We start from the raw sequence: 21,056 nt of genomic DNA, 5'->3' as shown, positions 1-21,056 counted from the left end.
CAGGGCGGCGTGACGACGATGGCCGGGGTCCGTCGCCGCCGTCACGTGCTCCCCGGCGGACCGGCGCGGGCCGATGCGGTCGCATCGAACCCGGGTATGCGTCCGGGCACGACGATGGTGACCCGGCTGACGGCGCCGTCGAGTTCGCACGACACGAGCCGTGCGCCCGCGCGCCGGGCGGCCAGGTCGGCGACCTCGCACGGCAGGCCCACCACCGCCCCGCTCGCGGCGTCGGCCGCGGCGAGCGCAGCCGCATCGGCCGTGGTCGCCGCGCGCCTGGCATCGACGTAGCCCGCGGCGACGCCGAGCACGAGGGTCGTGAGCAGCACGACGGCCGACACCAAGGCCAGCGCCACGACGGATGCCGCACCCCGATCGGCCCTAGCGCCGGTCATCACCGACCGCCCGACATGGCGCAGGCCTCGCTCGTCAGTCGGACGAGCGAGAGCAGACCCCCGCCCGAAGCCGAGAGCGTCACGCAGGTGAACGTTCCGTCGTCGCTGGAGGCGAGTTCGGCCCGACCCGCGATGCGGCTCGCGATGCCCGACGCGAAGTCGACGCCCTCGCCTCGCCCGAGGGCGCGGGCGGCGGCGGCCGCGGCATCCGTCAACCGCACCTGCTGGGTCACGAGGTGCACCGAGGCGAGGCAGAAGGCCAGCACGAGCATGATCGCGGGCAGCGCGACGGCGAACTCGGCCGTCACGCTGCCCCGATCATCGTCAGCCGACCGTGAGCGCATTCCGCACGAGGTCGGTGAGGATGCCGCGCACCTCGTCGCCGCGCAGGATGACGACGAGCAGGCCCGCGAAGCCGACCGCCGCCATGGTCGCGACGGCGTATTCCGCGGTTGCGGCTCCGCGCTCGCCCGCGAGGCGTGCACGCGCGCGTCGCAGCAGCGAACGGCGCGACCGCGTGTCGGGCGCGGTCGACTCCGATGCGCGGTCGGAGATGTCGCCGCCGCCGGCGTTCGCCGCCGTGGTGAGGGTGTCGGGCATGGATGGTTCCTTTCGGTGGGGCCGGAGGTCCGGCATTCGGCGGCACGAGTCGATGGGGTCACGCGGCGCCCAGGGTGCCGGTGACGACCGAGATGAGCAGCGGGGCGACGCCGAGCAGCACGAACGCCGGCAGCACGCACAGGCCGAGCGGCAGCATGAGCCGCACGCCGAGCGCTGCGCCCCGGGTCGCCGCGTCGGTGCGGGCGATGCGCCGCCCGCGCTGCGCCTCGGCGCGCAGGAGTTCGGCCAGCGGGGCGCCGGCCCGCTCGGCGAGGCGCACGGTCTCGTCGAGGCGCGCAGCGGCAGCGGCACGCCCGGCCTCGATGGCTCGCCCTGCCGCTCCGGGGGCGGATGCCGCGCCGCGAGCCCGAGCGAGGGCCGACCCGGGCTCGCCATCGGCGCCGAGCCCGTGCGCGTGCATCGCCGAGTCGACGGCGGCGCGCGCCCGATCGACCGATGCTCCCCCGGCCATGCCGATCGCGAGGAGCTCGAGCTCGAGGCCGGCCCCGTCGTCGAAGGCCGCCGCACGTTCGGCGAGTGCGCGGCTCCAGCGCAGTGCGATCCAGAGGAAGGCGAGCCCGACGAGCAGGCACACGAGCCCGATCGGGCTGCCGAGCAACACGGCCGCGGTGTCGAAGCCGAGCACCGAACCGAACCCGAGGGCGACGAGCGGCAGGGCGAGCACCATCCGAGCGCTCGCGGCCGGACCGGCGAGGGACGTTCGCACCTCGCGGCGCACCTGCGCCTCGTCGCGCATGGCCGATGCGAGGTCTCGCAGGCTCGTCGTGAGCGGCGATCCTGCGGTGCTCGCGACCTGCCAGGCCGCCGCGAGCACCGCCCACCCGCCCGACTCGGGGAGCTCGGTGCTGGCCCTCCCGATCGCCTCGGCGATCGGGAGGCCCCGCTCACCCGCCTCCGCCGCCGCGACGAGCACCGGGTCGGCTTCGCCGGACTCGGCGAGATGGCGCCACGCCGCGGACGCCGGCACCCCGGCGGCGAGCAGCACCGCCAGCCGCTCGACGATGCCGGCGACGTGGTCGACGCCGGCCGCGGCATCGGGCCTCCTGCGGAGCCAGGGCACACGCGCACGGACGGCCTCGACCGCGCGCGAGACGAGGTCGACCACGCTGTCGAGCACGCCGCCGGACGACGACGCCGGGACGCGCGCGGTCATGCGACGCGCCCGACGCGCTCGATCGCGAGCGCCCCGTCGACCAGCCGGAACCGCCCGAGCCCGGCGACCCTGCGCCGGCCGTCGGACCGTTCGAGGTGCACGACCAGGTCGAACGCGCTGGCGGCCTGCCGCGCGACGGCCTCGGGCGAGAGCCCGGCCCCGGCGCCGAGCGCCTCGAGCCGCGCGGCGACGTCGTCGAGCGAGTTCGCGTGCAGGGTGCCCGCTCCGCCGTCGTGGCCGGTGTTCAGCGCCCCGAGCAGTTCGCGCAACTCGGGGCCGCGGCACTCCCCGACCACCAGCCGGTCGGGGCGCATGCGCAGCGCCTCGCGCAGCAGCGCGTCGAGGCCGATGCGCCCTGAGCCCTCGATGTTCGGCTGCCTGGCCTCGAGCGCGACCACGTGCGGGTGCCCGATCTGCAGCTCGGCCACGTCTTCGATGACCACGATGCGCTCCGAGGCGGGCGCCTCGGCCAGCAGTGCCGCGAGCAGGGTGGTCTTGCCGGTGCCGCCCGCGCCCGTGATCAGCAGGTTCTCGCGGTCGCGCACTGCCGAGCGCAGCACGGACTCGTCATCGGCCGAGAGCATGCCCGATCGCGCGAGCCCGTCGAGCCGGATGCCGCCCGCGCGCGGGATGCGGATCGACAGCAGCGTTCCCGTGGCCGAGACCGGCGGAAGCACGGCGTGCACCCGGATGCCGCGGCCGAGCCGCACGTCGACGGCGGGCGTCGCCTCGTCGATGTGGCGGCCTCCGCGAGCGATGAGCTGCACGGCGAGCGCGCGCACCTCCGCCTCGTCGGCGGCCCAGCCCGGCTCTCGCTCGGGGCCGGCGCCGCGATCGATCCAGAGCCCGGTCGAGCCGTTGAGGAAGAGATCGGTGACGTCGCCGGATGCCGCGAATCGGGCGAGCGGTCCGAGCACCCCGAAGTCGTGGTCGACCTCGTACTGCTCGAGGCCGACCGGCGTGTCGCGCCGAGGCTCGATGCCCGGGAGCCCGCCGTCCGGAGCGACTGCGGGACCGGTGGAACCGGCATGGACCGGAATCGGGCGCGGCGCCTGCGGGCCGAACGGATCGATCGCGGGCTCGACCTCGTCGAACCCGGTGCGGAGCAGTTGGGACGCGGACTGCGACGGCTGCTGCGGCTGCTGCTGCCACGAGGGGCTGGCGACGAACGGAGCGACGGACATGACACCGACCGTACGAATCGACGGCCCGCCCGCGGCATCGGTTCTGCTGCGAAAACGGAAAGAGCCTCCCCCACGCCGTTGTGGAGGAGGACTCGATCGTGCAGCACCGCTCGAGAGCGGCACCCCTTAACGAAAGGGGGCGGCACCCATTGGGGGGAACAGGTGCCGCCTCGGCAGCGCAAGGATTGGGGGGAATCACAGGCGCTGCAGGCCACGAAAACGAATGTTCGGGCGGTATTCAGCATAGAGCCTGCGGATGCATTCGCAAGTACTTTTTGTCCTCATTTGTGCGGACACACAGTTTTCTCTGCGCAAAGGCACAGTAACGCTCGATTGTCCACAACGGAAGGCCGTATGACGCACCTCGTCATGCACGAAGTCGTGGGTCCCTCACGTGGCGGGTAGGGTGCTCTTGGGGCAGGCGACCCACCGATGATCCATATCGCGAAGGAGCGACTGAAGAACCATGACCGTTCAGATCGATCACGCGCTCGAGGAGATCAGGCGATTCCGCCCGAGCCCCGAGTTCGCCGCCAATGCCGTCGCCGATGCGGGCCTCTACGAGGCCGCGCAGGCCGACCGACTCGGCTTCTGGGCCGAGCAGTCGCGCGAGCTGCTGCACTGGGACAAGCCCTTCACCAAGACCCTCGATTGGACCAACCCGCCGTTCGCGAAGTGGTTCGAAGACGGCGAACTGAACGTCGCCGTCAACTGCCTCGACCGCCATGTCGAGGCCGGCAACGGCGACCGCGTCGCCCTGCACTGGGTCGGCGAGCCGGGCGACACCCGCGACATCACGTACGCCGAGCTGACCGACGAGGTCAAGCGCGCCGCGAACGTGCTCTCCGACCTCGGCGTCGGCTCCGGCGACCGCGTCGCCATCTACCTGCCGATGATCCCCGAGGCCGTCGTCTCGATGCTGGCCGTCGCCCGCATCGGCGCGATCCACTCGGTCGTGTTCGGCGGGTTCAGCGCTGACAGCCTCGCGTCGCGCATCGACGACGCCGAGGCATCCCTCGTCATCACCGCCGACGGCGGATACCGCAAGGGCAAGGTGTTCCCGCTGAAGCCCGTCGTCGACGACGCGCTCACGAAGTCGGTCGGCAGCAGCGTGCGCAACGTGCTCGTCGTCAAGCGCGGCGACAACGAGGTCGAGTGGAACGCGGAGCGCGACCTCTGGTGGCACGACACGGTGGCGAACGCGTCGAGCGAGCACGAGGCGCAGAGCTTCGAGGCCGAGCACCCGCTGTTCATCCTCTACACCTCGGGCACCACCGGAAAGCCCAAGGGCATCCTGCACACGAGCGGCGGGTACCTGACGCAGGCCGCGTTCACGCACAAGAACGTGTTCGACCTGCACCCCGAGACCGACGTGTACTGGTGCACGGCCGACGTGGGCTGGATCACCGGGCACTCGTACGTCGTCTACGGCCCCCTCGCGAACGGCGCCACGCAGGTGCTCTACGAGGGCACGCCCGACACGCCGCACCCCGGGCGCTGGTGGGAGATCGTCGAGCAGTACAAGGTCTCGATCCTGTACACGGCGCCCACCGCCATCCGCTCGTTCATGAAGCTCGGCCGGCAGATCCCGCACGCGTTCAACCTGCGTTCGCTGCGGCTGCTCGGCTCGGTCGGCGAGCCCATCAACCCCGAGGCCTGGATCTGGTACCGCCACGTCATCGGCGGCGGCTCGATCCCGGTCGTCGACACGTGGTGGCAGACCGAGACCGGCGCGATCATGATCTCGGCCCTGCCCGGCGTCACCGACCTCAAGCCCGGCAGCGCGCAGGTCGCGGTGCCCGGCATCACGATCGACATCCTCGCCGACGACGGCACCCCCGTCGAAGGCGAAGACGGCGGGCTCCTCGTCATCACCGAGCCGTGGCCGTCGATGCTCCGGGGCATCTGGGGCGACCCAGAGCGCTTCAAGGAGACGTACTGGGAGAAGTTCGGCGACAAGTACTTCGCGGGCGACGGTGCGCGACGCGATGCCGATGGCGACATCTGGCTGCTCGGCCGCGTCGACGACGTCATGAACGTGTCGGGCCACCGGCTCTCGACGGCCGAGATCGAGTCCTCGCTCGTCGCCCACCCCTGGACCGCCGAGGCGGCCGTCGTGGGCGCCGCCGACGAGACCACCGGCCAGGCCGTCGTCGCGTTCGTGATCCTCAAGGCCAGCCAGGCCGCGCAGGTCACCGACGTCGCCGCCGCGAGCGAAGAGCTGCGCAAGCACGTCGCGGGTCAGATCGGCGCGATCGCCCGCCCGCGTCAGGTGTTCATCGTCAACGAGCTGCCGAAGACCCGCTCGGGCAAGATCATGCGCCGCCTGCTGCGCGACCTCGCCGAGGGCCGCGAGGTCGGCGACACCACGACGCTGGCCGACACCTCGATCATGCAGGTCATCAGCGACCAGGTGAAGTAGACCCGGTACTTCAGACGAAGACGACGGATGCCGCGGCGGGAGCGATCCCGGCGCGGCATCCGTCGTTCTGAGCGGGCGTGCACACCGCCGCGGAGCCCGCTCAGGCGCGGGCGGCCTCGGCGCGCGCCTCGACGCCCAGGTCGGGCTGGTCGACGAAGATGCCGTCGACGCCGGTGGAGAGCACCTCGCCGAAGGCACCGTGCCAGTCCCCCCACGTGCTCTTGCCCTTGCCCCGGCGGAACCGGGCGGGCAGGAACTTGTTCTCAGGGCGGAGCGTCCACGTGAAGACGGTCAGGCCCGCCGCGTGCGCGGCCTCCACGAGCGCCGAACCGCGCAGGGGGGTTTCGACGGCCGACCCGGCGGAGCGCGAGGCGGCCCCGCCGCGCCCGCCCGCGGCATCCGCGTCGAGCAGCCGCGGCACGCCGACGCTCACGCCGTCGAACCGGCCTACGAGCGCCCGCAGTCCCGTTGCGGTCACGAAGGAGTCGTACGTGGGCGCCGCAGCGCCATCGGTGCGCACCAGATCGGCAGGCGAGCCGGAGTTCTCGACGAGGAGCACCTTCGGGCCACGGATGCCTCGGGCTGCGAGCTCGTCGAGCACGGTGGGCTCGAACGCCTCCATGATGAGGCGGTCGCCGCCGCCGCCCCAGCCCGCCGCGTCGAGCTCGGCCGCGAAGAGTTCGTCGAGCGGCAGCCCGATGCCCGCGAAGTACGACGCGTGCTTGAACTCGGCGACCATGCGCAGGGTGCGCCCGCGCTCGTCGGCGGCCCGGTCGATGATCTGGAACAGGTCGCGCAGCCGGATCACCGGGTAGCGGCCGTCGAAGCTCGCGCTCGACCCGCGCAGCGCCCCGAGCCGCTCGGTCGCCCGCAGCGTCGAGAGCTCGGCCCACGTGAAGTCCTCGGTGAACCAGCCGGTGAGGGGTGCGCCGTCGATCTCGCGGGTGGTGCGCCGCCCGGCGAACTCGGGGCGGGAGGCGACATCCGTCGTTCCGGAGATCTCGTTCTCGTGGCGCAGCACGAGCACGCCGTCGCGCGTGGCCACGAGGTCGGGCTCGACGGCGTCGGCGCCGAGCGCGAAGGCGAGTTCGTAGGCCGACCTGGTGTGCTCGGGGCGGTAGCCCGAGGCGCCTCGATGGCCGATGACGAGCGGATGCGGCCGGTACCCGGACTCCGAGGGGTGCGACATGCGCCTCAGCGTATCCGTCGTGAGGATGAGATCCGCTCCGCCGTGGGTGAACTCTCGGCGTGATCACGGCATTCTCGACTAGATTGAAATGAGCACCGGATCCCGCATCCGACCCTTCCCCCGCACCGACGACAGCCGAAAGCAGAGGAACACCCCATGGCTCTCGACAATCCCGCCTTCTCGCGGAGTTCCGCCTTCTCTTCGCAGGGAGCCCAGGCCGTCGCACAAGACGTCTCGGCGCAGCAGCTGCAGGAGATGTACAACCAGCCCGCCACGCTGCCCGACCGCGAGGTCATGACCTACGAGAACACCATCGCGAAGACGGTCGGCGCGTTCGCCGTGCTCATCGTCGCCGCCGCCGTCAGCTGGCAGCTCACGCCCGCGATGCCGTGGCTCTTCTGGGTCGGCTCGATCGTGGGCTTCGTGCTCGCCCTCGTCAACATCTTCAAGAAGGAGCCGTCGCCCGCGCTCATCCTCGCGTACGCGGCCGCGCAGGGCATCTTCGTCGGCGGCATCTCGGTCATCTACGAGACGCAGTGGTCGGGCATCATCGCGCAGGCCGTCATCGGCACGCTCGCCGTCGTCGGCGTGACCCTCGCGCTCTTCGCGAGCGGCAAGGTGCGCGCCTCGAAGAAGGCCACGAAGATCTTCCTGATCGCGATGGTCGGCTATCTCGTCTTCTCGCTCGTCAACATGATCCTCGTGTGGACCGGCCTCAACAGCGACCCGTGGGGCCTCTACGGCGCCGAGATCGCGGGCATCCCGCTCGGCCTCGTCATCGGGGTCCTCGTCGTCATCATGGCCGCGTACTCGCTGGTGCTCGACTTCGACGCGATCCAGCAGGGCGTGCGCAACCGCGCCCCGAAGAAGTACGGCTGGACCGGCGCCTTCGGCATCATGGTCACCGTCATCTGGCTCTACCTCGAGATCCTGCGCTTCCTCGCCATCGCGCGCGACTGACCGCAGCACTCGAACGAGAACGGGCCGCTCCCTTCCTGGGAGCGGCCCGTTCCGCGTTTCCGGCCATCGACCGGGTGTCGGACGCGCGATGTCGCGCAGATCGTCGTCATCGCCCACGCGTGCGGTCGATTCGCGCGACATCACGGGCGATTGAGGCCGCGGGCCGTCCGCGCGTCGCGTCAGCTCGTGCCCAGCTTGGCGAGCGCCCCCGAGATCGCCTCGGCCGAGGCGTGCAGCTTCGCGTCTTCATCGGCCGAGAACGGCGTGCCCGCGACAGGAACCGGGCCGGCGGCACCGACGATCGACGGCACCGACATCGCGACCCCCGAGATGCCGCGATAGCCGTCGAGCACGGTGCTGACCGGGAGCACGGCGCGCTCGTCGCGCAGCAGCCCCTCGACGATGCGGGCGCCCGACAGGCCGATCGCGTAGTTCGTCGCCCCCTTGCCGGCGATGACCTTGTAGGCGGCGTCGCGCACGTCGACGGCGATGCGATCGAGCTCCTCGGTCGTGATCGGCTCGTCGGCCTCCCATTCGAGCAGCGGCACCGGCCCGATCGTGGCGCTCGACCAGAGCGGGAATTCCGTGTCGCCGTGCTCGCCGACGATGTGGGCGTGCACGCTCGACGTCGAGACCCCGAGCCGACGCCCGAGCAGCCAGCGCAGGCGCGCCGTGTCGAGCACGGTGCCCGACCCGAACACGCGCGTGCTCGGCAGACCCGTGATCTGCTGGGCCACGACCGTCAGCACGTCGACCGGATTGGTGACGAGCACGATGGTCGCATCGGGGGCACGCTCGACGAGCGGGGGCAGCAGGCTCTCGAGGATGCGCACGTTCGTCGCGAGCAGGTCCATGCGGGTCTGGCCGGGCTGCTGCTTGGCGCCCGCCGTGATGACGATGACGTCGCTCCCCTCGGCGACCGCGAGATCGTCGCCGCCGCCGATGCTCGACTCGGTGAACGGCGTGCCGTGCGCGAGATCGAGCACCTCGGCCTCGACCTTGGCGGTCGCGATGTCGTAGAGGGCGACCTCGTTCGCCGAGCCGCGGATCAGCGCGGCGTAGGCGAGGCTCGAGCCGACGCTGCCAGCGCCGACGACGGTCAGTTTGGTTCCCCGGTTCGCAGTCACGCTGCCATACTCCCGAGGCCGCGACGACAGCGTCAAGCACCGCCGGTGCACTCGCAGGGCACTCCCGGAAAGACGAAGGGCGCCGACCCAGCGGTCGGCGCCCTTCGCGTGTCAGGGAGCGATCACTCCCACTCGATGGTTCCCGGCGGCTTCGACGTGACGTCGAGCACGACCCGGTTGACCTCGGCGACCTCGTTGGTGATGCGGTTCGAGATCTTCGCGAGCACGTCGTAGGGCAGGCGGGTCCAGTCGGCCGTCATCGCGTCTTCGGACGAGACGGGGCGCAGCACGATGGGGTGGCCGTAGGTGCGGCCGTCACCCTGCACGCCCACCGATCGCACGTCGGCGAGGAGCACCACGGGGCACTGCCAGATCTCGGCGTCGAGGCCTGCGGCGCTCAGCTCGGCGCGCGCGATCGCATCGGCCTGGCGGAGCAGATCGAGACGATCACGGGTGACCTCGCCCACGATGCGGATTCCGAGGCCTGGCCCCGGAAACGGCTGGCGGCCGACGATCTCTTCAGGCAGGCCGAGTTCACGGCCGATGGCACGCACCTCGTCCTTGAAGAGGGTGCGCAGCGGCTCGACCAGTTCGAACTGCAGGTCTTCGGGCAGGCCGCCCACGTTGTGGTGGCTCTTGATGTTCGCGGTGCCGCTGCCGCCGCCCGACTCGACCACGTCGGGGTAGAGCGTGCCCTGCACGAGGAACTTGATCGGCTGCCCGTCGGCCGCTGCCTCGGCGATCAGGTCGCGCTCGGCCTGCTCGAACGCGCGGATGAACTCGCGGCCGATGATCTTGCGCTTCTGCTCGGGATCGGTGACCCCGGCGAGCGCGTCGAGGAACGTGTCGACCGCGTCGATCGTCACCAGGCGCACGCCGGTGGCGGCCACGTAGTCCTGCTGCACCTGCTCGCGCTCGCCCTGGCGGAGCAGCCCGTGGTCGACGAACACGGCGGTCAGCTGGTCGCCGACGGCCTGCTGCACGAGGGCGGTCGAGACGGCGGAGTCGACGCCGCCAGAGAGCGCCGAGATGACCCGCGCCGAGCCGACCTGTTCGCGAATGCGCGCGACCTGCTCGGCGATGACGTTGCCGGAGTTCCAGTCGGCGGGGATGCCGGCGGCGCGGTGCAGGAAGTTCTCGATGACGCCCTGGCCGTACTCGGAGTGCTTGACCTCGGGGTGCCACTGCACGCCGTAGAAGCCCTGCTCGTCGTTCGCGAACGCGGCGACGGGCGTGGTGGCGGTCGACGCGAGCACCTCGAAGCCCTCGGGGGCGACCGCGACGGAGTCGCCGTGGCTCATCCACGTGATCTGGTGCTCGGGCTGGCCGCCGAGCAGCTGGTTGTCGTCGGTGCGCAGCGTGGTCTCGGTCGAGCCGTATTCGCGGTGGCCGGTGTGCGCGACCTCGCCGCCGAGCTGCTGCGCCATGACCTGGAACCCGTAGCAGATGCCGAGGGTGGGCACGCCGAGCTGCAGGATGCCCTCGTCGAGCGAGGGGGCGCCCTCTTCGTAGACCGACGACGGGCCGCCCGAGAGCACGATGCCGATCGGGTTGCGGGCACGCACCTCTTCGGCGGTGATCGTGTGCGGCACGATCTCGGAGTAGACGGATGCCTCGCGCACGCGTCGTGCGATCAGCTGCGCGTACTGCGCGCCGAAATCGACGACGAGGACTGGGCGCTGCTCGGTGGGCTGGTCGGTCACTGCTGGGCCTCCACTGGGTCGGCTTCGGATGCGGATGCGGCTGTTGCGGCGGCTTCGGCCTCACGGGCCTCGCGCGAGTCGAGGTATCCAGTCACCTCGCGGGCGATGCGCACCTCGAGGAAGAACGACAGGAACGGGATGATGCCGCCGAGGGCGATGAGCAGGAACTTCGTGAACGGCCAGCGCATCAGGCTCCAGAGACGGAAGTCGCTGAAGAGGTAGAGCACGTAGAACCAGCCGTGCGCGATGAGGATGCCCGTCGACAGGTTGGCGCCCTCGCCCGTGGAGACGAGCCCGGCGGGCGTCTCGACGACGGGCGCGAAGGTGAGGAAGCCGGCCGGACCGAACCCGAAGAGCTCGTAGTGGAACACGTACTTCAGGATCATCTCGGCGCAGAGCAGCAGCAGCATCACGCCGGTGATGACCGACGTGACCTTGTAGAGCTTCAGCGCCCCGCGAATGCGCGGCAGATCGGCGGATTTCGGCTCGAGGGGCATGAGATCAGTCTACGTGGCGCGCGACGGTGAAAGTCCCGAGAGCATGCGGCGGAGCGCGTCGACGGCCTCGTCGATGCCGCGGGCGGGGTCGGGTGCCTCGGCATTGGCCAGCGCGACCTCGTTGAGCGCCCCCGACAGGAGCGACGTGACGGCCGCCAGCCCGCGGGTCTCGATGACGCCGGCCTCGGCGAGTTCCTCGACGCCCTCGGCGAGCAGACGGGCGCTCGTCTGGAGGTCGCCCTCGCGCCAGCCTCCCCAGCCGAGGACCGCGGGGCCGTCGACGAGCAGGATGCGGCGGACCTCCGGCGCCAGGCTCGCCACGAGGAACGCACGGCAGCCGGCGAGGAACCGGTCCGTCAGCTGCTCGCGGTCGCCGTCACCCGCGCCGCGGTCGCCCGCGCCATCGCCATCGCCATCGCCATCGCCGGATGCGGCAACGTCGACGGCATCGGCGACCTCGGCCTGCGCGCGCTCGACGACCGCGCGGAACAGGCCCTCCTTGCTGCCGAAGTGGTGGTAGAGCGCACCGCGGGTGAGTCCGGCCTCTGCGACGAGGTCCTCGAGCGCGACACCGGCATAGCCCTGCTCGGCGAACCGGCGCGTCGCGATCCGCACGATCTCGGCGCGGGTGCGCTCCCGCTGTTCGGCCTTGGTCGCCATCGTGCCTCCCCGGGTCTTGACATGCACACTGTATGTCAACGACACTCAGATACATACAGACTGTACGTATCTGAAAGGAATCGGGCACATGCTTCGCAGTTGCTATCCCGTCCTCGGCACCACCGACGTCGCCGCGAGCGCGGCCTTCTACCGCGAGCACTTCGGCTTCGAGACCTCGTTCGCATCCGACTGGTACGTGAGCCTCAGACACCCCGCATCGGGCGACGAGCTCGCGCTCCTCGACGCGGCGCATCCCTCGGTGCCGGAGGGCCATCGCGAGCCCGCTCGCGGAGTGCTCGTGAACCTCGAACTCGACGACGTCGACGCGGTCGCCGCCCGCCTCGACGAGGCCGGCGTGCCGGTCGTGCAAGCGCTCCGCAGCGAGCCGTTCGGCCAGCGGCACGTGATCGTTCGCGACCCGGGCGGCGTGCTCGTCGACGTGATCACCGAGATCCCGCCGGCGGCGGAGTTCGCGGAGGCGTTCAGTCCCGCGTCGTGACGCCCGTCGCCTCCGCGGTCGCGGCCGCCGCCTCCTCGGCCTCCTGCTCCTCGCGCTCGACCGCGTCGCGCACGAGCCGGTACCAGAGATAGACCGCGAAGCCCGCGAACACCGCCCACTCGACGGCGTAGAAGACGTTCAGCCAGTTGAGCTCGAACGTCTGCTCGGGCGCGGGCGAGGCGATCGCCTCGAGGCCGGGGGCGGCATCGGTCGTCGTGACGTAGCCGAAGTAGACGGGGCGATCGTCGTAGTCGGCCCAGACGTTGATGAGCTGCGCGACCGCGACGGTCGTCATCGCGAACGGGTCGCCGTCTTCGTCGGGTGCGACCGGCGCCTCGCTCGGCAGGAAGCGCCCGACGATCTGCGCCTCGGCGCCCGCGCCTGCCGCGACGTCGGCGTCGAACGCGTCGGCGGCCGCCTGCGCGGCCCCACTGTCGGCCGCCCAGCCGAGGGCCACGGGCAGGCCGCCGGCCGCGGCATCCGTCACCTCGAGATGGGCGACCACCCAGTAGCCGGCGACGCCGTGATTCAGGCGCCCCTCGACGAGCACGGTGTCACCCGGCACGTACATGCCCCGCACCTCGACGCGCTGCGCCGTCGCGATCTGCTCGGTCGGCGAGTCGGGCTGCACGAGGTCGCCGATCGGCAGCACGTCTTCGGTGGCGCGTTCGACGGTCGTCGACTGCTCGACGGCGCGCTCGATCTGCCACTGCCCGAGCAGCGCGAAGGCCGCGGCGACGGCCAGGGCGAAGAGGAGCGCGAGCACCCAACGGGGGCGCAGCATCATCTGGAGCATCAGTTCCCGATGCCTCGCTCGTGGTCGGCGGACTGGGCTTCGGGCATGCAGTCGAGTCTACGTGGCGCTGCCTGAGAGCCAGGACGTCTGCAGCAGGCACGACCGGCGTGATCACGGCGTCGCGGGGCCCCGCGCCGCACCCTCGGTGCTGCACGACGGCCGCCCGTGGTGCGGTGCCCGCCCCGGGCACCGCACCGCAGGCTCAGTCGACCTTGACGATGTCGGGGGCGCCGAGACGCACGCGATCGGCCGACTCGTCGTCGGGCTGCAGCTGGGACTCGCGCTCGGCGACGACGCGCTCGAGGTACCGCTCGACCTCGAGCTGCTCGCGCTCGGCGTCCCAGCCGAGCACGCCCGCCATGAGCTTCGCCGCGACCGGCGCGGCCGAGACCCCGCGGTCCCACGCCTCGATCGAGATGCGCGTGCGACGGGCGAGCACGTCGTCGAGGTGCAGGGCGCCCTCGTGGGATGCCGCGTACACGACCTCCGCCGCGAGGTAGTCGTCGGCGCCCGGCAGCGGCTCGCCGAGCGAGGCATCCGACCTGATCAGGTCGAGCAGCTCGTCGGTCATCGTGCCGTAGCGGTTCAGCAGGTGCTCGATGCGCACCTTGTGCACGTCGAACGCACGCGCGATCTTCGCCCGCTTGTTCCACGCGGCCTGGTACCCCTCGGCGCCGAGCAGCGCGATGTCCTGCGTCGCCGAGGCCGGCACCCGCCCGTCGAGCGCGTCGGCGGCCGCGTCGATCGCGTCTTTCGCCATGATGCGGTAGGTGGTCCACTTGCCGCCGGCCACCACCACGAGGCCGGGCACCGTGTGCGCGACGATGTGCTCGCGCGAGAGCTTCGACGTCTGGTCGCTCTCGCCCGCGAGGAGGGGCCGCAGGCCGGCGAACACGCCCTCGACGTCTTCACGGGTCAGCGGAATGGCCAGCACCCCGTTCACGTGCTCGAGCAGGTAGTCGATGTCGGCGGCCGTCGCCGCCGGGTGCGCCTTGTCGAGGTTCCAGTCGGTGTCGGTCGTGCCGATGAGCCAGTGCCGACCCCACGGGATGATGAACAGCACGCTCTTCTCGGTGCGGAAGATCATGCCCATCGCCGACTGGATGCGGTCGCGCGGCACCACGAGGTGGATGCCCTTCGAGGCGCGCACCTTGAACGTGCCGCGCTCGCCCACCATGCGCTGGGTGTCGTCGGTCCACACGCCCGTCGCGTTCACGACCTGCTTCGCTCGGATCTCGAAGTGCTCGTCGTTCTGCAGGTCGTGCGCCTTCACGCCGACCACGCGCTCGCCGACCTTGATGAACCCCTCGACCTTGACGCGCGAGGCGACGTGCGCGCCGTACGACGACGCCGTGCGCGCGAGGGATGCCACGTACCGCGCGTCGTCGACCTGCGCGTCGTAGTAGGTGAGGCCGCCGACGAGCGCGTCGTTCGACAGCGACGGGATCGCGCGCATCACTTGGCGCTTCGACAGGTGCCGGTGGTGCGGAACGCCGGGCGGGCGCCCCCCGGTGTAGCTGAAGATGTCGTAGAGCATCATGCCCGCGCCGATGTAGAAGCGCTCGAACACGCGCTTCTTCAGCGGGTACAGGAACCGCACGGGCTTCACGAGGTGCGGGGCGATGCGCTGCAGCAGCAGTCCGCGTTCGATGAGGGCCTCGCGCACCAGCCTGAAGTCGAGCTGCTCGAGGTAGCGGATGCCGCCGTGCACGAGCTTCGACGACCGGCTCGACGTGCCCGACGCCCAGTCGCGCGCCTCGAGCAGCCCGGTCGACAGGCCTCGCGTCACGGCGTCGAGCGCCGCCCCCGTGCCGACGATGCCGCCGCCGACGACGAGGATGTCGAGCTCCTTCTCCTTCAGGCGGGAGATCGCCGCCTCGCGTTCGTCGGGGCCGAGCTTCGTCGACCGGGCGACGGATGCCGGGGCCTCCGTCGTGGTGGCCTTCGCCCTCGACTTCGTCGCGGGCTGTGCCGCTGCGGACCTCTGTGTCGCCATCGTCGTCCCCATCCTCGCGATCGCAGACGGCGACCGCGTGATCCGGGTTCAACGCTACCCGAGCGTCGGCCCGATCAGGAGGGGTTCACAGCTCGATCGCGGGAATCAGCGATCAGACCGACTGGTACGGCGCGACGACGACCTCGACGCGCTGGAACTCCTTGAGGTCGGAGTAGCCGGTGGTGGCCATCGACCTGCGCAGCGCGCCGACGAGGTTCGCCGTGCCGTCGGCGGCGGGCGCGGGTCCGTAGAGCACCGACTCGAGCGTGCCGACCTGGCCGACCTCGACCCGGCGGCCGCGCGGCAGCTTGGCGTGGTGCGCCTCGGCGCCCCAGTGGTACCCGCCGCCGGGCGCATCGGTCGCCCGCGCGAGCGCCGTGCCGAGCATGACCGCGTCGGCGCCGCACGCGACGGCCTTCACGATGTCGCCGGAGGTGCCGAGTCCGCCGTCGGCGATGACGTGCACGTACCGCCCGCCAGACTCGTCGAGGTAGTCGCGACGTGCGCCTGCCACGTCGGCCACGGCGGTGGCCATGGGTGCGTGGATACCGAGCGTCGCGCGCGTGGTCGAGGCCGCGCCGCCGCCGAAACCGACGAGCACGCCCGCGGCGCCCGTGCGCATGAGGTGCAGTGCCGCCGTGTAGGTGGAGGCGCCGCCCACGATGACGGGCACGTCGAGCTCGTAGATGAACTTCTTGAGGTTGAGGGGCTCCACGTTCTTCGACACGTGCTCGGCCGAGACCGTGGTGCCGCGGATCACGAACAGGTCGACGCCGGCGGCGACGACGGTCTCGTAGAGCTCCTGCGTGCGCTGCGGCGACAGCGCGCCCGCGACGGTGACGCCGGCGGCGCGGATCTCGGCGAGGCGCTGCGTGACGAGCTCGGGCTTGATGGGCTCGGAGTAGAGCTGCTGCATGCGCACGGTCGCCTGCTCGGGCGCGAGGTTGCGGATCTCGGCGAGCACGGGCTCCGGGTCTTCGTACCTGGTCCAGAGGCCCTCGAGGTCGAGCACGCCGAGGCCGCCGAGCTGCCCCATCATGATCGCCGTCTGCGGCGACACCACCGAGTCCATGGGCGCGGCGATGAAGGGGGTGTCGAACTGGTACGCGTCGATCGACCAGGCGACCGAGACGTCTTCGGGGTCGCGCGTGCGCCGGCTCGGCACGATGGCGATGTCGTCGAACGCGTAGACACGACGGCCCCGCTTGGAACGGCCGATCTCGATCTCCTGAGTCACCATGACAGCCTATCGAACGGATGTCGCGGGGCCGGGCGGATGCCGCGTGCACGCGTCCGCACGCGGCATCCGCTGCCCTGCCGATCGCCGCCGGTTCACCGCACGCGCTCGACCCGCGACTCGTCCCAGACGGGCGCGTCGGTCTCGGCGACCCGCCCGTCGGAGCGGAACACGACGAACCGGTCGAAGCTGCGCGTGAACCAGCGGTCGTGCGTGACCGCGAGCACCGTACCGTCGAAGCGCGAGAGCGCGTCCTCGAGCGCCTCGGCCGAGACGAGGTCGAGGTTGTCGGTCGGCTCGTCGAGCAGCAGCAGGGTCGCGCCGGAGAGCTCGAGCAGCAGGATCTGCAGTCGCGCCTGCTGCCCGCCCGAGAGCTCGTCGAACCGCTGCAGCGCGGCGCCCGCGAGCCCGTAGCGGTCGAGCGCCGAGCTCGCGGCCTCGCGCGCCATGCCGTCGCGGTTCGCGTCGCCCCGGTGCAGGATGTCGAGCAGCGTGCGCCCGCGGAACTCGGGATGCTCGTGGTTCTGCGCGAACCAGCCGGGCACGACGCGGGCGCCGAGCACCGCGCGACCCTCGTGCGGCACGCGCGCGAGCGTCTCGCCCACGCTCGTGACGTGTCCGAGCGTGCGGTCGGGCACGGTGCCCCCGCCCGCGAGCAGGCGCAGGAAGTGCGACTTGCCCGAGCCGTTCGAGCCGAGCACGGCGACGCGGTCGCCGTACCAGACCTCGAGGTCGAAGGGCTTCATGAGCCCGCTGAGCTCGAGGCCCTCGCACACGACCGAGCGCTTGCCCGTGCGGGAGCCCCGCAGGCGCATCGACACCTCCTGAGCCGGTGGCCGCTCCTCGGGCGGGCCGGCCTCCTCGAACTTGCGCAGGCGCGTGAGCGCGGCCTGGTACCGCGAGGCCATGCCGTCGTTGTACGTGGCCTTGACCTTCAGGGTGTTCACGAGGGTCTTCAGCGCGAGATGCTGCTCGTCCCAGCGGCGACGCAGCTCGTCGAGCCGTGCGAAGCGCTCCTCGCGGGCCTCGTGGTAGCCGCCGAACCCGCCGCCGTGCACCCACGCGCTGCTGCCGGCGGGCGACGCCTCGAGCGTCACGATGCGGTCGGCCGCGTTCGCGAGCAGCTCCCGGTCGTGCGAGACGAGCAGCACGGTCTTCGGCGTCGCCTTCAGGGCGCCCTCGAGCCAGCGCTTGCCCGGCACGTCGAGCGAGTTGTCGGGCTCGTCGAGCAGCAGCACCTGCTCCGGCCCGCGCAGCAGCGCCTCGAGCGCCAGGCGCTTCTGCTCGCCGCCCGAGAGCGTCGAGAGCTCGCGCCACCTGGCCCGCTCGAACGGGATGCCGAGCGCGGCGGACGTGCAGTGGTCCCAGACGACCTCCTGCTCGTACCCGCCCGCCTCGGCGTACTCGGCGAGCGCCGACGCGTACCGCATCTGGTTCGCCGTGTCGTCGGCCTCGATGAGCGCGTTCTCGGATGCCTCGAGCTCGAGCGCCGCGGCACGGATGCGGGTCGGCGCGACCGACACGAGCAGGCCCGCGACCGTCGTCGGGCGTGCGGATGCGGCATCCGCCCACTGATCGTCTGCGGCAGCGCCCGCGTCGGAGCCGACGGCGGCCGAGCGGCCCACGAACTGGTCCATGACGCCGAGCCCGCCGTCGACCTGTACGCTGCCCTCGTCGGGGCGCAGCTCGCCGCGGATGATGCGCAGCAGCGTCGACTTGCCCGCGCCGTTCGCGCCGATGAGCGCGGTCGTGCGCCCATCGACCACGCGGAACGCGAGGTCCGAGAGCAGCGGCCTGCCGTCGGGCAGCGAGAAGGAGACGCCGTTGACGTCGATGAACCCCATGGGACGATCCGTTTCCGATTCGCGTCGCACGTCGGGTGACGGGTGCGAGGCGGCGCCGAGGCAGCCGATCAGGATACATGCGCGCGGCGCGGGCCGCGACCGCGCGGGCCGCGGGCCGGTCGCGGTCGCGCGATCGGGGGCCGCGAGGAGGGCGGCTACGCCTGACCGGGGCTGCGCGGCAGGGAGGCCGGCCCGAGACATCCGCCGACCGGATGCCCCATGCTGGAGGCATGCCCGCACTGCACCGCATCCCGGCCGATCCCATCGACGCGCTGCGCCTGCGCACGAGCGTCAAATGGCGCGCCTACCCCGACGACGTGCTGCCGCTGTTCATCGCCGAGATGGACTACCCGCTCGCCGGGCCGATCGCCGAGGTGCTGCACGACGCGGCGCGCCGCTCCGACACCGGCTACGCCGGGATGCTGCCCGCATTCGCCGAGTCGTTCGCCGGGTTCAGCGCCGCGCGGTTCGGCTGGCGCGTCGATCCGGCCAGGGTCTCGCTCGCGAGCGACGTCGGCACGGGCATCGTCGAGGTGCTCCGCGCTTCGATCGAGCCGGGCTCCGGCGTCATCCTCACTCCCCCGGTCTACCCGCCGTTCTTCGGATACGTCGGCGAAGCGGGTCACCGCCTCGTCGAGGTGCCCATGCACGGCGGCATCGACGACGGATGGGCGCTCGACCTCGACGGCATCGACGCCGCGTTCGCCGCGGGCGCCCGCGCCATCGTGCTGTGCAACCCGCACAACCCGCTCGGGTACGTGCCCGACGCCGCGTCGCTCGCCTCGCTCGCCGAGATCGCGCACCGGCACGGCGCCGTCGTCGTCGCCGACGAGGTGCACGGGGCGCTCGCCTACGCTTCGTCGGCCGCATCGGGTTCATCGGGTGCGTCGGGTTCTCCGGGTGCGTCGGCGGATGCCGCGTTCACGCCGTTCCTCACCGTGTCCGACGCCGCACGCGAGGTCGGCGTCGTGGTGACGGGCGCGACCAAGGCCTTCAACCTCGCGGGGCTCAAGGCCGCCGCGATCGTCACCGACTCCGAGCGCGCCGACCGCGTGCGCTCCCGCATGCCCGAGGCCGTCGGCTGGCGTGCGAGCCAGTTCGGCGTGCTCGCCTCGATCGCGGCGTTCGCCGAGGGCACGTGGTGGCTCGACGGCGTGCTCGGCTCGCTCGACGACAACCGGCGCCTGCTCGCCGACCTCGTCGCCGACCAGTTGCCGGGCGTGCGCTACCGCGTGCCCGACGCCACCTACCTCGCCTGGCTCGACCTCGGTGCGCTCGGCTGGGGCGACGACCCGGCCGCCCACGCGCTCGAGCACGCGCGCGTCGCGCTGTCCGCCGGCCCGGAGTTCGGCGCCCCCACCGGCCGCGGCCACGCCCGCCTCAACTTCGCCTGCGCGCCCGAGGTGCTCGCCGAGGCCGTGCAGCGCCTCGCCGACGCGCGCGTCGCACCCGCGGATGCGTGACCCGCGCCACCGGATGCGTGACCCGCGTCGGCCGGGTGTGACCAGCGTCGGCCGGCCAGCCTAGGATCGCTGGACAGGCCCCGACGCGCTCGCCTCGGGGCGGACTCGACGACGAGAAGGGGTCACGCGATGGAGCGCGACATCTACGACGAAGACCACGAGGCCTTCCGCGACCTGGTGCGGGAGTTCGTGAAGCGGCACGTCACCAACGCCGACCGCGCCCGCTGGGACGCGGACGGCGAGGTCGACCGCGACACGATGAAGGCGGCCGCCGAGGCCGGCATCCTCGGCCTCTCGGTGCCCGAGGAGTTCGGCGGCGGCGGCATGCTGCAGGACTACCGCTTCCGCACCGTCGTGAACGAGGAGATCATCGCGGCGGGCGCCGGATCGCTGGCGGGCGCGTTCGGCATCCAAGACGACCTGGCCGTGCCCTACCTCGTGCACATGGGCACGCCAGAGCAGCAGGCGAAGTGGCTGCCCCGAATGGCGACCGCCGAGGTCATCGGCGCACTCGCGATGACCGAACCCGGTGCGGGTTCCGATCTCCGCGGCATCCGCACGACCGCGAAGAAGGTCGACGGCGGCTACCTCGTGAACGGCGCGAAGACGTTCATCTCGTCGGGTGCCACGGCCGACGTCGTCGTGACCTTCGTGAAGACCGGCGAGGGCAACCGGCCCGACGCCTTCAGCATCCTCCTCGTCGAAGACGGCACGCCGGGGTTCGATCACGGCAAGAAGCTCGAGAAGATCGGCTTCCACGGGCACGACACCGCCGAGCTCTCGTTCACCGACGTCTTCGTGCCCGACGAGAACCTGCTCGGCGGCGAGGAGGGGCACGGCTTCGTGCAGCTCATGCGCAACCTCCCCCTCGAGCGCCTCTCGATCGGCGTCGCCGCGGTCTCCGCCGCGCAGGCCGGCCTCGACTGGACGCTCGCGTACGTGCGCGAACGCGAGGCGTTCGGCTCGCGCATCGCCGACTTCCAGAACACGCGCTTCCAGCTCGCCGACATCGCCGCGACGGTCGATGCGCTCTGGGCGTACATCGACCGGGCGCTCCTCGCCTACGCGGCAGGCAGGCTCTCGGCCGAGGAGGCCGCGAAGGTCAAGTTCTGGACGACCGAACGCGAGTGGGAGGTGCTCGACGCCTGCCTCCAGCTCTTCGGCGGCTACGGCTACATCCTCGAGTACCCGATCGCGCGCGCCTTCGCCGACGCCCGCGTGCACCGCATCTACGGCGGATCGAACGAGATCATGCGCGACATCGTGAGCCGCGCGCTCGTCGGCAAGGCCTGATCGCACCGGCGGTCGGA

Annotated in this window: 19 protein-coding genes; 5 read left to right on the top strand and 14 right to left on the bottom strand. The window is 71.8% G+C overall.

The features are described 5' to 3' along the window. Positions 1–41: 41 nt before the first annotated feature. The 5 genes from ACFVS8_RS05225 to ACFVS8_RS05205 all read right to left on the bottom strand — a co-directional run bounded on the left by ACFVS8_RS05225 (position 42) and on the right by ACFVS8_RS05205 (position 3,353). Entirely contained in the window at positions 42–395 is a 354-nt protein-coding gene (locus ACFVS8_RS05225; protein ID WP_387058492.1) for an Rv3654c family TadE-like protein, read from the bottom strand. Further along, on the bottom strand, positions 395–703 hold the full coding sequence (locus ACFVS8_RS05220) for a TadE family type IV pilus minor pilin (protein ID WP_387058489.1): 309 nt from the start codon (positions 701–703) through the stop codon (positions 395–397). The genes ACFVS8_RS05225 and ACFVS8_RS05220 overlap by 1 nt, the downstream gene beginning before the upstream one ends. A gap of 16 nt (positions 704–719) precedes the next feature. Continuing rightward, positions 720–896 (bottom strand): DUF4244 domain-containing protein, encoded by a 177-nt coding sequence (locus ACFVS8_RS05215; protein WP_387059735.1) that lies wholly within the window; start codon positions 894–896, stop codon positions 720–722. Between the two features lie 157 nt (positions 897–1,053). Continuing rightward, entirely contained in the window at positions 1,054–2,169 is a 1,116-nt protein-coding gene (locus tag ACFVS8_RS05210) for a type II secretion system F family protein (RefSeq protein ID WP_387058486.1), read from the bottom strand. After that, positions 2,166–3,353 (bottom strand): TadA family conjugal transfer-associated ATPase, encoded by a 1,188-nt coding sequence (locus ACFVS8_RS05205; protein ID WP_387058483.1) that lies wholly within the window; start codon positions 3,351–3,353, stop codon positions 2,166–2,168. The genes ACFVS8_RS05210 and ACFVS8_RS05205 overlap by 4 nt, the downstream gene beginning before the upstream one ends. A 466-nt stretch (positions 3,354–3,819) precedes the next feature. Between ACFVS8_RS05205 and acs the strand changes: the two genes are divergently transcribed. Further along, positions 3,820–5,775 carry an acetate--CoA ligase gene (gene acs, locus ACFVS8_RS05200; RefSeq protein WP_387058480.1) on the top strand — a complete coding sequence of 652 codons (1,956 nt, stop codon included), beginning with the start codon at positions 3,820–3,822 and terminating at the stop codon, positions 5,773–5,775. Positions 5,776–5,875: 100 nt separating this feature from the next. Here the strand turns inward: acs and ACFVS8_RS05195 are convergent, their stop codons facing one another. Further along, positions 5,876–6,964, bottom strand: a complete 1,089-nt coding sequence (locus tag ACFVS8_RS05195) for a glycerophosphodiester phosphodiesterase family protein (RefSeq protein WP_387058477.1) — start codon at positions 6,962–6,964, stop codon at positions 5,876–5,878. Between the two features lie 156 nt (positions 6,965–7,120). Between ACFVS8_RS05195 and ACFVS8_RS05190 the strand changes: the two genes are divergently transcribed. Then, positions 7,121–7,924 carry a Bax inhibitor-1/YccA family protein gene (locus ACFVS8_RS05190; RefSeq protein ID WP_387058474.1) on the top strand — a complete coding sequence of 268 codons (804 nt, stop codon included), beginning with the start codon at positions 7,121–7,123 and terminating at the stop codon, positions 7,922–7,924. A 179-nt stretch (positions 7,925–8,103) separates the two neighbouring features. Here the strand turns inward: ACFVS8_RS05190 and ACFVS8_RS05185 are convergent, their stop codons facing one another. The 4 genes from ACFVS8_RS05185 to ACFVS8_RS05170 all read right to left on the bottom strand — a co-directional run bounded on the left by ACFVS8_RS05185 (position 8,104) and on the right by ACFVS8_RS05170 (position 11,911). After that, positions 8,104–9,051: an L-lactate dehydrogenase gene (locus ACFVS8_RS05185; RefSeq protein ID WP_387058471.1), complete on the bottom strand. Its 948-nt coding sequence runs from the start codon at positions 9,049–9,051 to the stop codon at positions 8,104–8,106. A gap of 122 nt (positions 9,052–9,173) precedes the next feature. After that, complete coding sequence (gene guaA / locus ACFVS8_RS05180; RefSeq protein ID WP_387058468.1) at positions 9,174–10,754, bottom strand: glutamine-hydrolyzing GMP synthase; 1,581 nt, start codon at positions 10,752–10,754, stop codon at positions 9,174–9,176. Then, positions 10,751–11,251: a DUF3817 domain-containing protein gene (locus ACFVS8_RS05175; protein WP_387058465.1), complete on the bottom strand. Its 501-nt coding sequence runs from the start codon at positions 11,249–11,251 to the stop codon at positions 10,751–10,753. The genes guaA and ACFVS8_RS05175 overlap by 4 nt, the downstream gene beginning before the upstream one ends. A gap of 9 nt (positions 11,252–11,260) precedes the next feature. Beyond that, positions 11,261–11,911: a TetR/AcrR family transcriptional regulator gene (locus ACFVS8_RS05170; protein ID WP_387058462.1), complete on the bottom strand. Its 651-nt coding sequence runs from the start codon at positions 11,909–11,911 to the stop codon at positions 11,261–11,263. A gap of 88 nt (positions 11,912–11,999) precedes the next feature. Between ACFVS8_RS05170 and ACFVS8_RS05165 the strand changes: the two genes are divergently transcribed. After that, the gene (locus ACFVS8_RS05165; protein WP_387058459.1) at positions 12,000–12,410 is read left to right on the top strand and encodes a VOC family protein; all 411 of its coding nucleotides are present in this window, start codon (positions 12,000–12,002) and stop codon (positions 12,408–12,410) included. Here the strand turns inward: ACFVS8_RS05165 and ACFVS8_RS05160 are convergent. The 4 genes from ACFVS8_RS05160 to ACFVS8_RS05145 form a co-directional block, all read right to left on the bottom strand. Then, complete coding sequence (locus ACFVS8_RS05160; RefSeq protein ID WP_387058457.1) at positions 12,394–13,194, bottom strand: SURF1 family cytochrome oxidase biogenesis protein; 801 nt, start codon at positions 13,192–13,194, stop codon at positions 12,394–12,396. The two genes, ACFVS8_RS05165 and ACFVS8_RS05160, sit on opposite strands and share 17 nt — an antisense overlap. 214 nt (positions 13,195–13,408) lie before the next feature. After that, complete coding sequence (locus ACFVS8_RS05155; protein ID WP_387058455.1) at positions 13,409–15,202, bottom strand: glycerol-3-phosphate dehydrogenase/oxidase; 1,794 nt, start codon at positions 15,200–15,202, stop codon at positions 13,409–13,411. 112 nt (positions 15,203–15,314) lie between these two features. Continuing rightward, positions 15,315–16,442, bottom strand: a complete 1,128-nt coding sequence (locus ACFVS8_RS05150) for a GuaB3 family IMP dehydrogenase-related protein (protein ID WP_387058453.1) — start codon at positions 16,440–16,442, stop codon at positions 15,315–15,317. A gap of 92 nt (positions 16,443–16,534) precedes the next feature. Then, a complete protein-coding gene (locus ACFVS8_RS05145) occupies positions 16,535–18,283 on the bottom strand; it encodes an ABC-F family ATP-binding cassette domain-containing protein (protein ID WP_387058450.1) in 1,749 nt (582 codons plus the stop codon). 230 nt (positions 18,284–18,513) lie between these two features. On the opposite strand from ACFVS8_RS05145, the gene ACFVS8_RS05140 reads away from it, so the two are divergent. Further along, positions 18,514–19,746, top strand: coding sequence for a MalY/PatB family protein (locus ACFVS8_RS05140; RefSeq protein WP_387058448.1), 1,233 nt, complete (start codon positions 18,514–18,516; stop codon positions 19,744–19,746). Positions 19,747–19,875: 129 nt separating this feature from the next. Continuing rightward, the gene (locus ACFVS8_RS05135) at positions 19,876–21,039 is read left to right on the top strand and encodes an acyl-CoA dehydrogenase family protein (RefSeq protein ID WP_387058445.1); all 1,164 of its coding nucleotides are present in this window, start codon (positions 19,876–19,878) and stop codon (positions 21,037–21,039) included. Positions 21,040–21,056 lie beyond the last annotated feature (17 nt).

It is taken from the genome of Agromyces sp. NPDC058110 (assembly GCF_042884735.1).
Lineage (GTDB): Bacteria > Actinomycetota > Actinomycetes > Actinomycetales > Microbacteriaceae > Agromyces.
Note: the sequence above shows the minus strand (reverse complement) of the source record. Positions and strands in the feature narration are given on the sequence as shown.

Coding starts and splice junctions, on each gene's coding strand:
- ACFVS8_RS05225 (WP_387058492.1), bottom strand. CDS start 395: ATGACCGGCGCTAGGGCCGATCGGGGTGCGGCATCCGTCGTGGCGCTG.
- ACFVS8_RS05210 (WP_387058486.1), bottom strand. CDS start 2,169: ATGACCGCGCGCGTCCCGGCGTCGTCGTCCGGCGGCGTGCTCGACAGC.
- ACFVS8_RS05205 (WP_387058483.1), bottom strand. CDS start 3,353: ATGTCCGTCGCTCCGTTCGTCGCCAGCCCCTCGTGGCAGCAGCAGCCG.
- acs (WP_387058480.1), top strand. CDS start 3,820: ATGACCGTTCAGATCGATCACGCGCTCGAGGAGATCAGGCGATTCCGC.
- ACFVS8_RS05195 (WP_387058477.1), bottom strand. CDS start 6,964: ATGTCGCACCCCTCGGAGTCCGGGTACCGGCCGCATCCGCTCGTCATC.
- ACFVS8_RS05190 (WP_387058474.1), top strand. CDS start 7,121: ATGGCTCTCGACAATCCCGCCTTCTCGCGGAGTTCCGCCTTCTCTTCG.
- ACFVS8_RS05175 (WP_387058465.1), bottom strand. CDS start 11,251: ATGCCCCTCGAGCCGAAATCCGCCGATCTGCCGCGCATTCGCGGGGCG.
- ACFVS8_RS05170 (WP_387058462.1), bottom strand. CDS start 11,911: ATGGCGACCAAGGCCGAACAGCGGGAGCGCACCCGCGCCGAGATCGTG.
- ACFVS8_RS05165 (WP_387058459.1), top strand. CDS start 12,000: ATGCTTCGCAGTTGCTATCCCGTCCTCGGCACCACCGACGTCGCCGCG.
- ACFVS8_RS05160 (WP_387058457.1), bottom strand. CDS start 13,194: ATGCTGCGCCCCCGTTGGGTGCTCGCGCTCCTCTTCGCCCTGGCCGTC.
- ACFVS8_RS05155 (WP_387058455.1), bottom strand. CDS start 15,202: ATGGCGACACAGAGGTCCGCAGCGGCACAGCCCGCGACGAAGTCGAGG.
- ACFVS8_RS05150 (WP_387058453.1), bottom strand. CDS start 16,442: ATGGTGACTCAGGAGATCGAGATCGGCCGTTCCAAGCGGGGCCGTCGT.
- ACFVS8_RS05145 (WP_387058450.1), bottom strand. CDS start 18,283: ATGGGGTTCATCGACGTCAACGGCGTCTCCTTCTCGCTGCCCGACGGC.
- ACFVS8_RS05140 (WP_387058448.1), top strand. CDS start 18,514: ATGCCCGCACTGCACCGCATCCCGGCCGATCCCATCGACGCGCTGCGC.
- ACFVS8_RS05135 (WP_387058445.1), top strand. CDS start 19,876: ATGGAGCGCGACATCTACGACGAAGACCACGAGGCCTTCCGCGACCTG.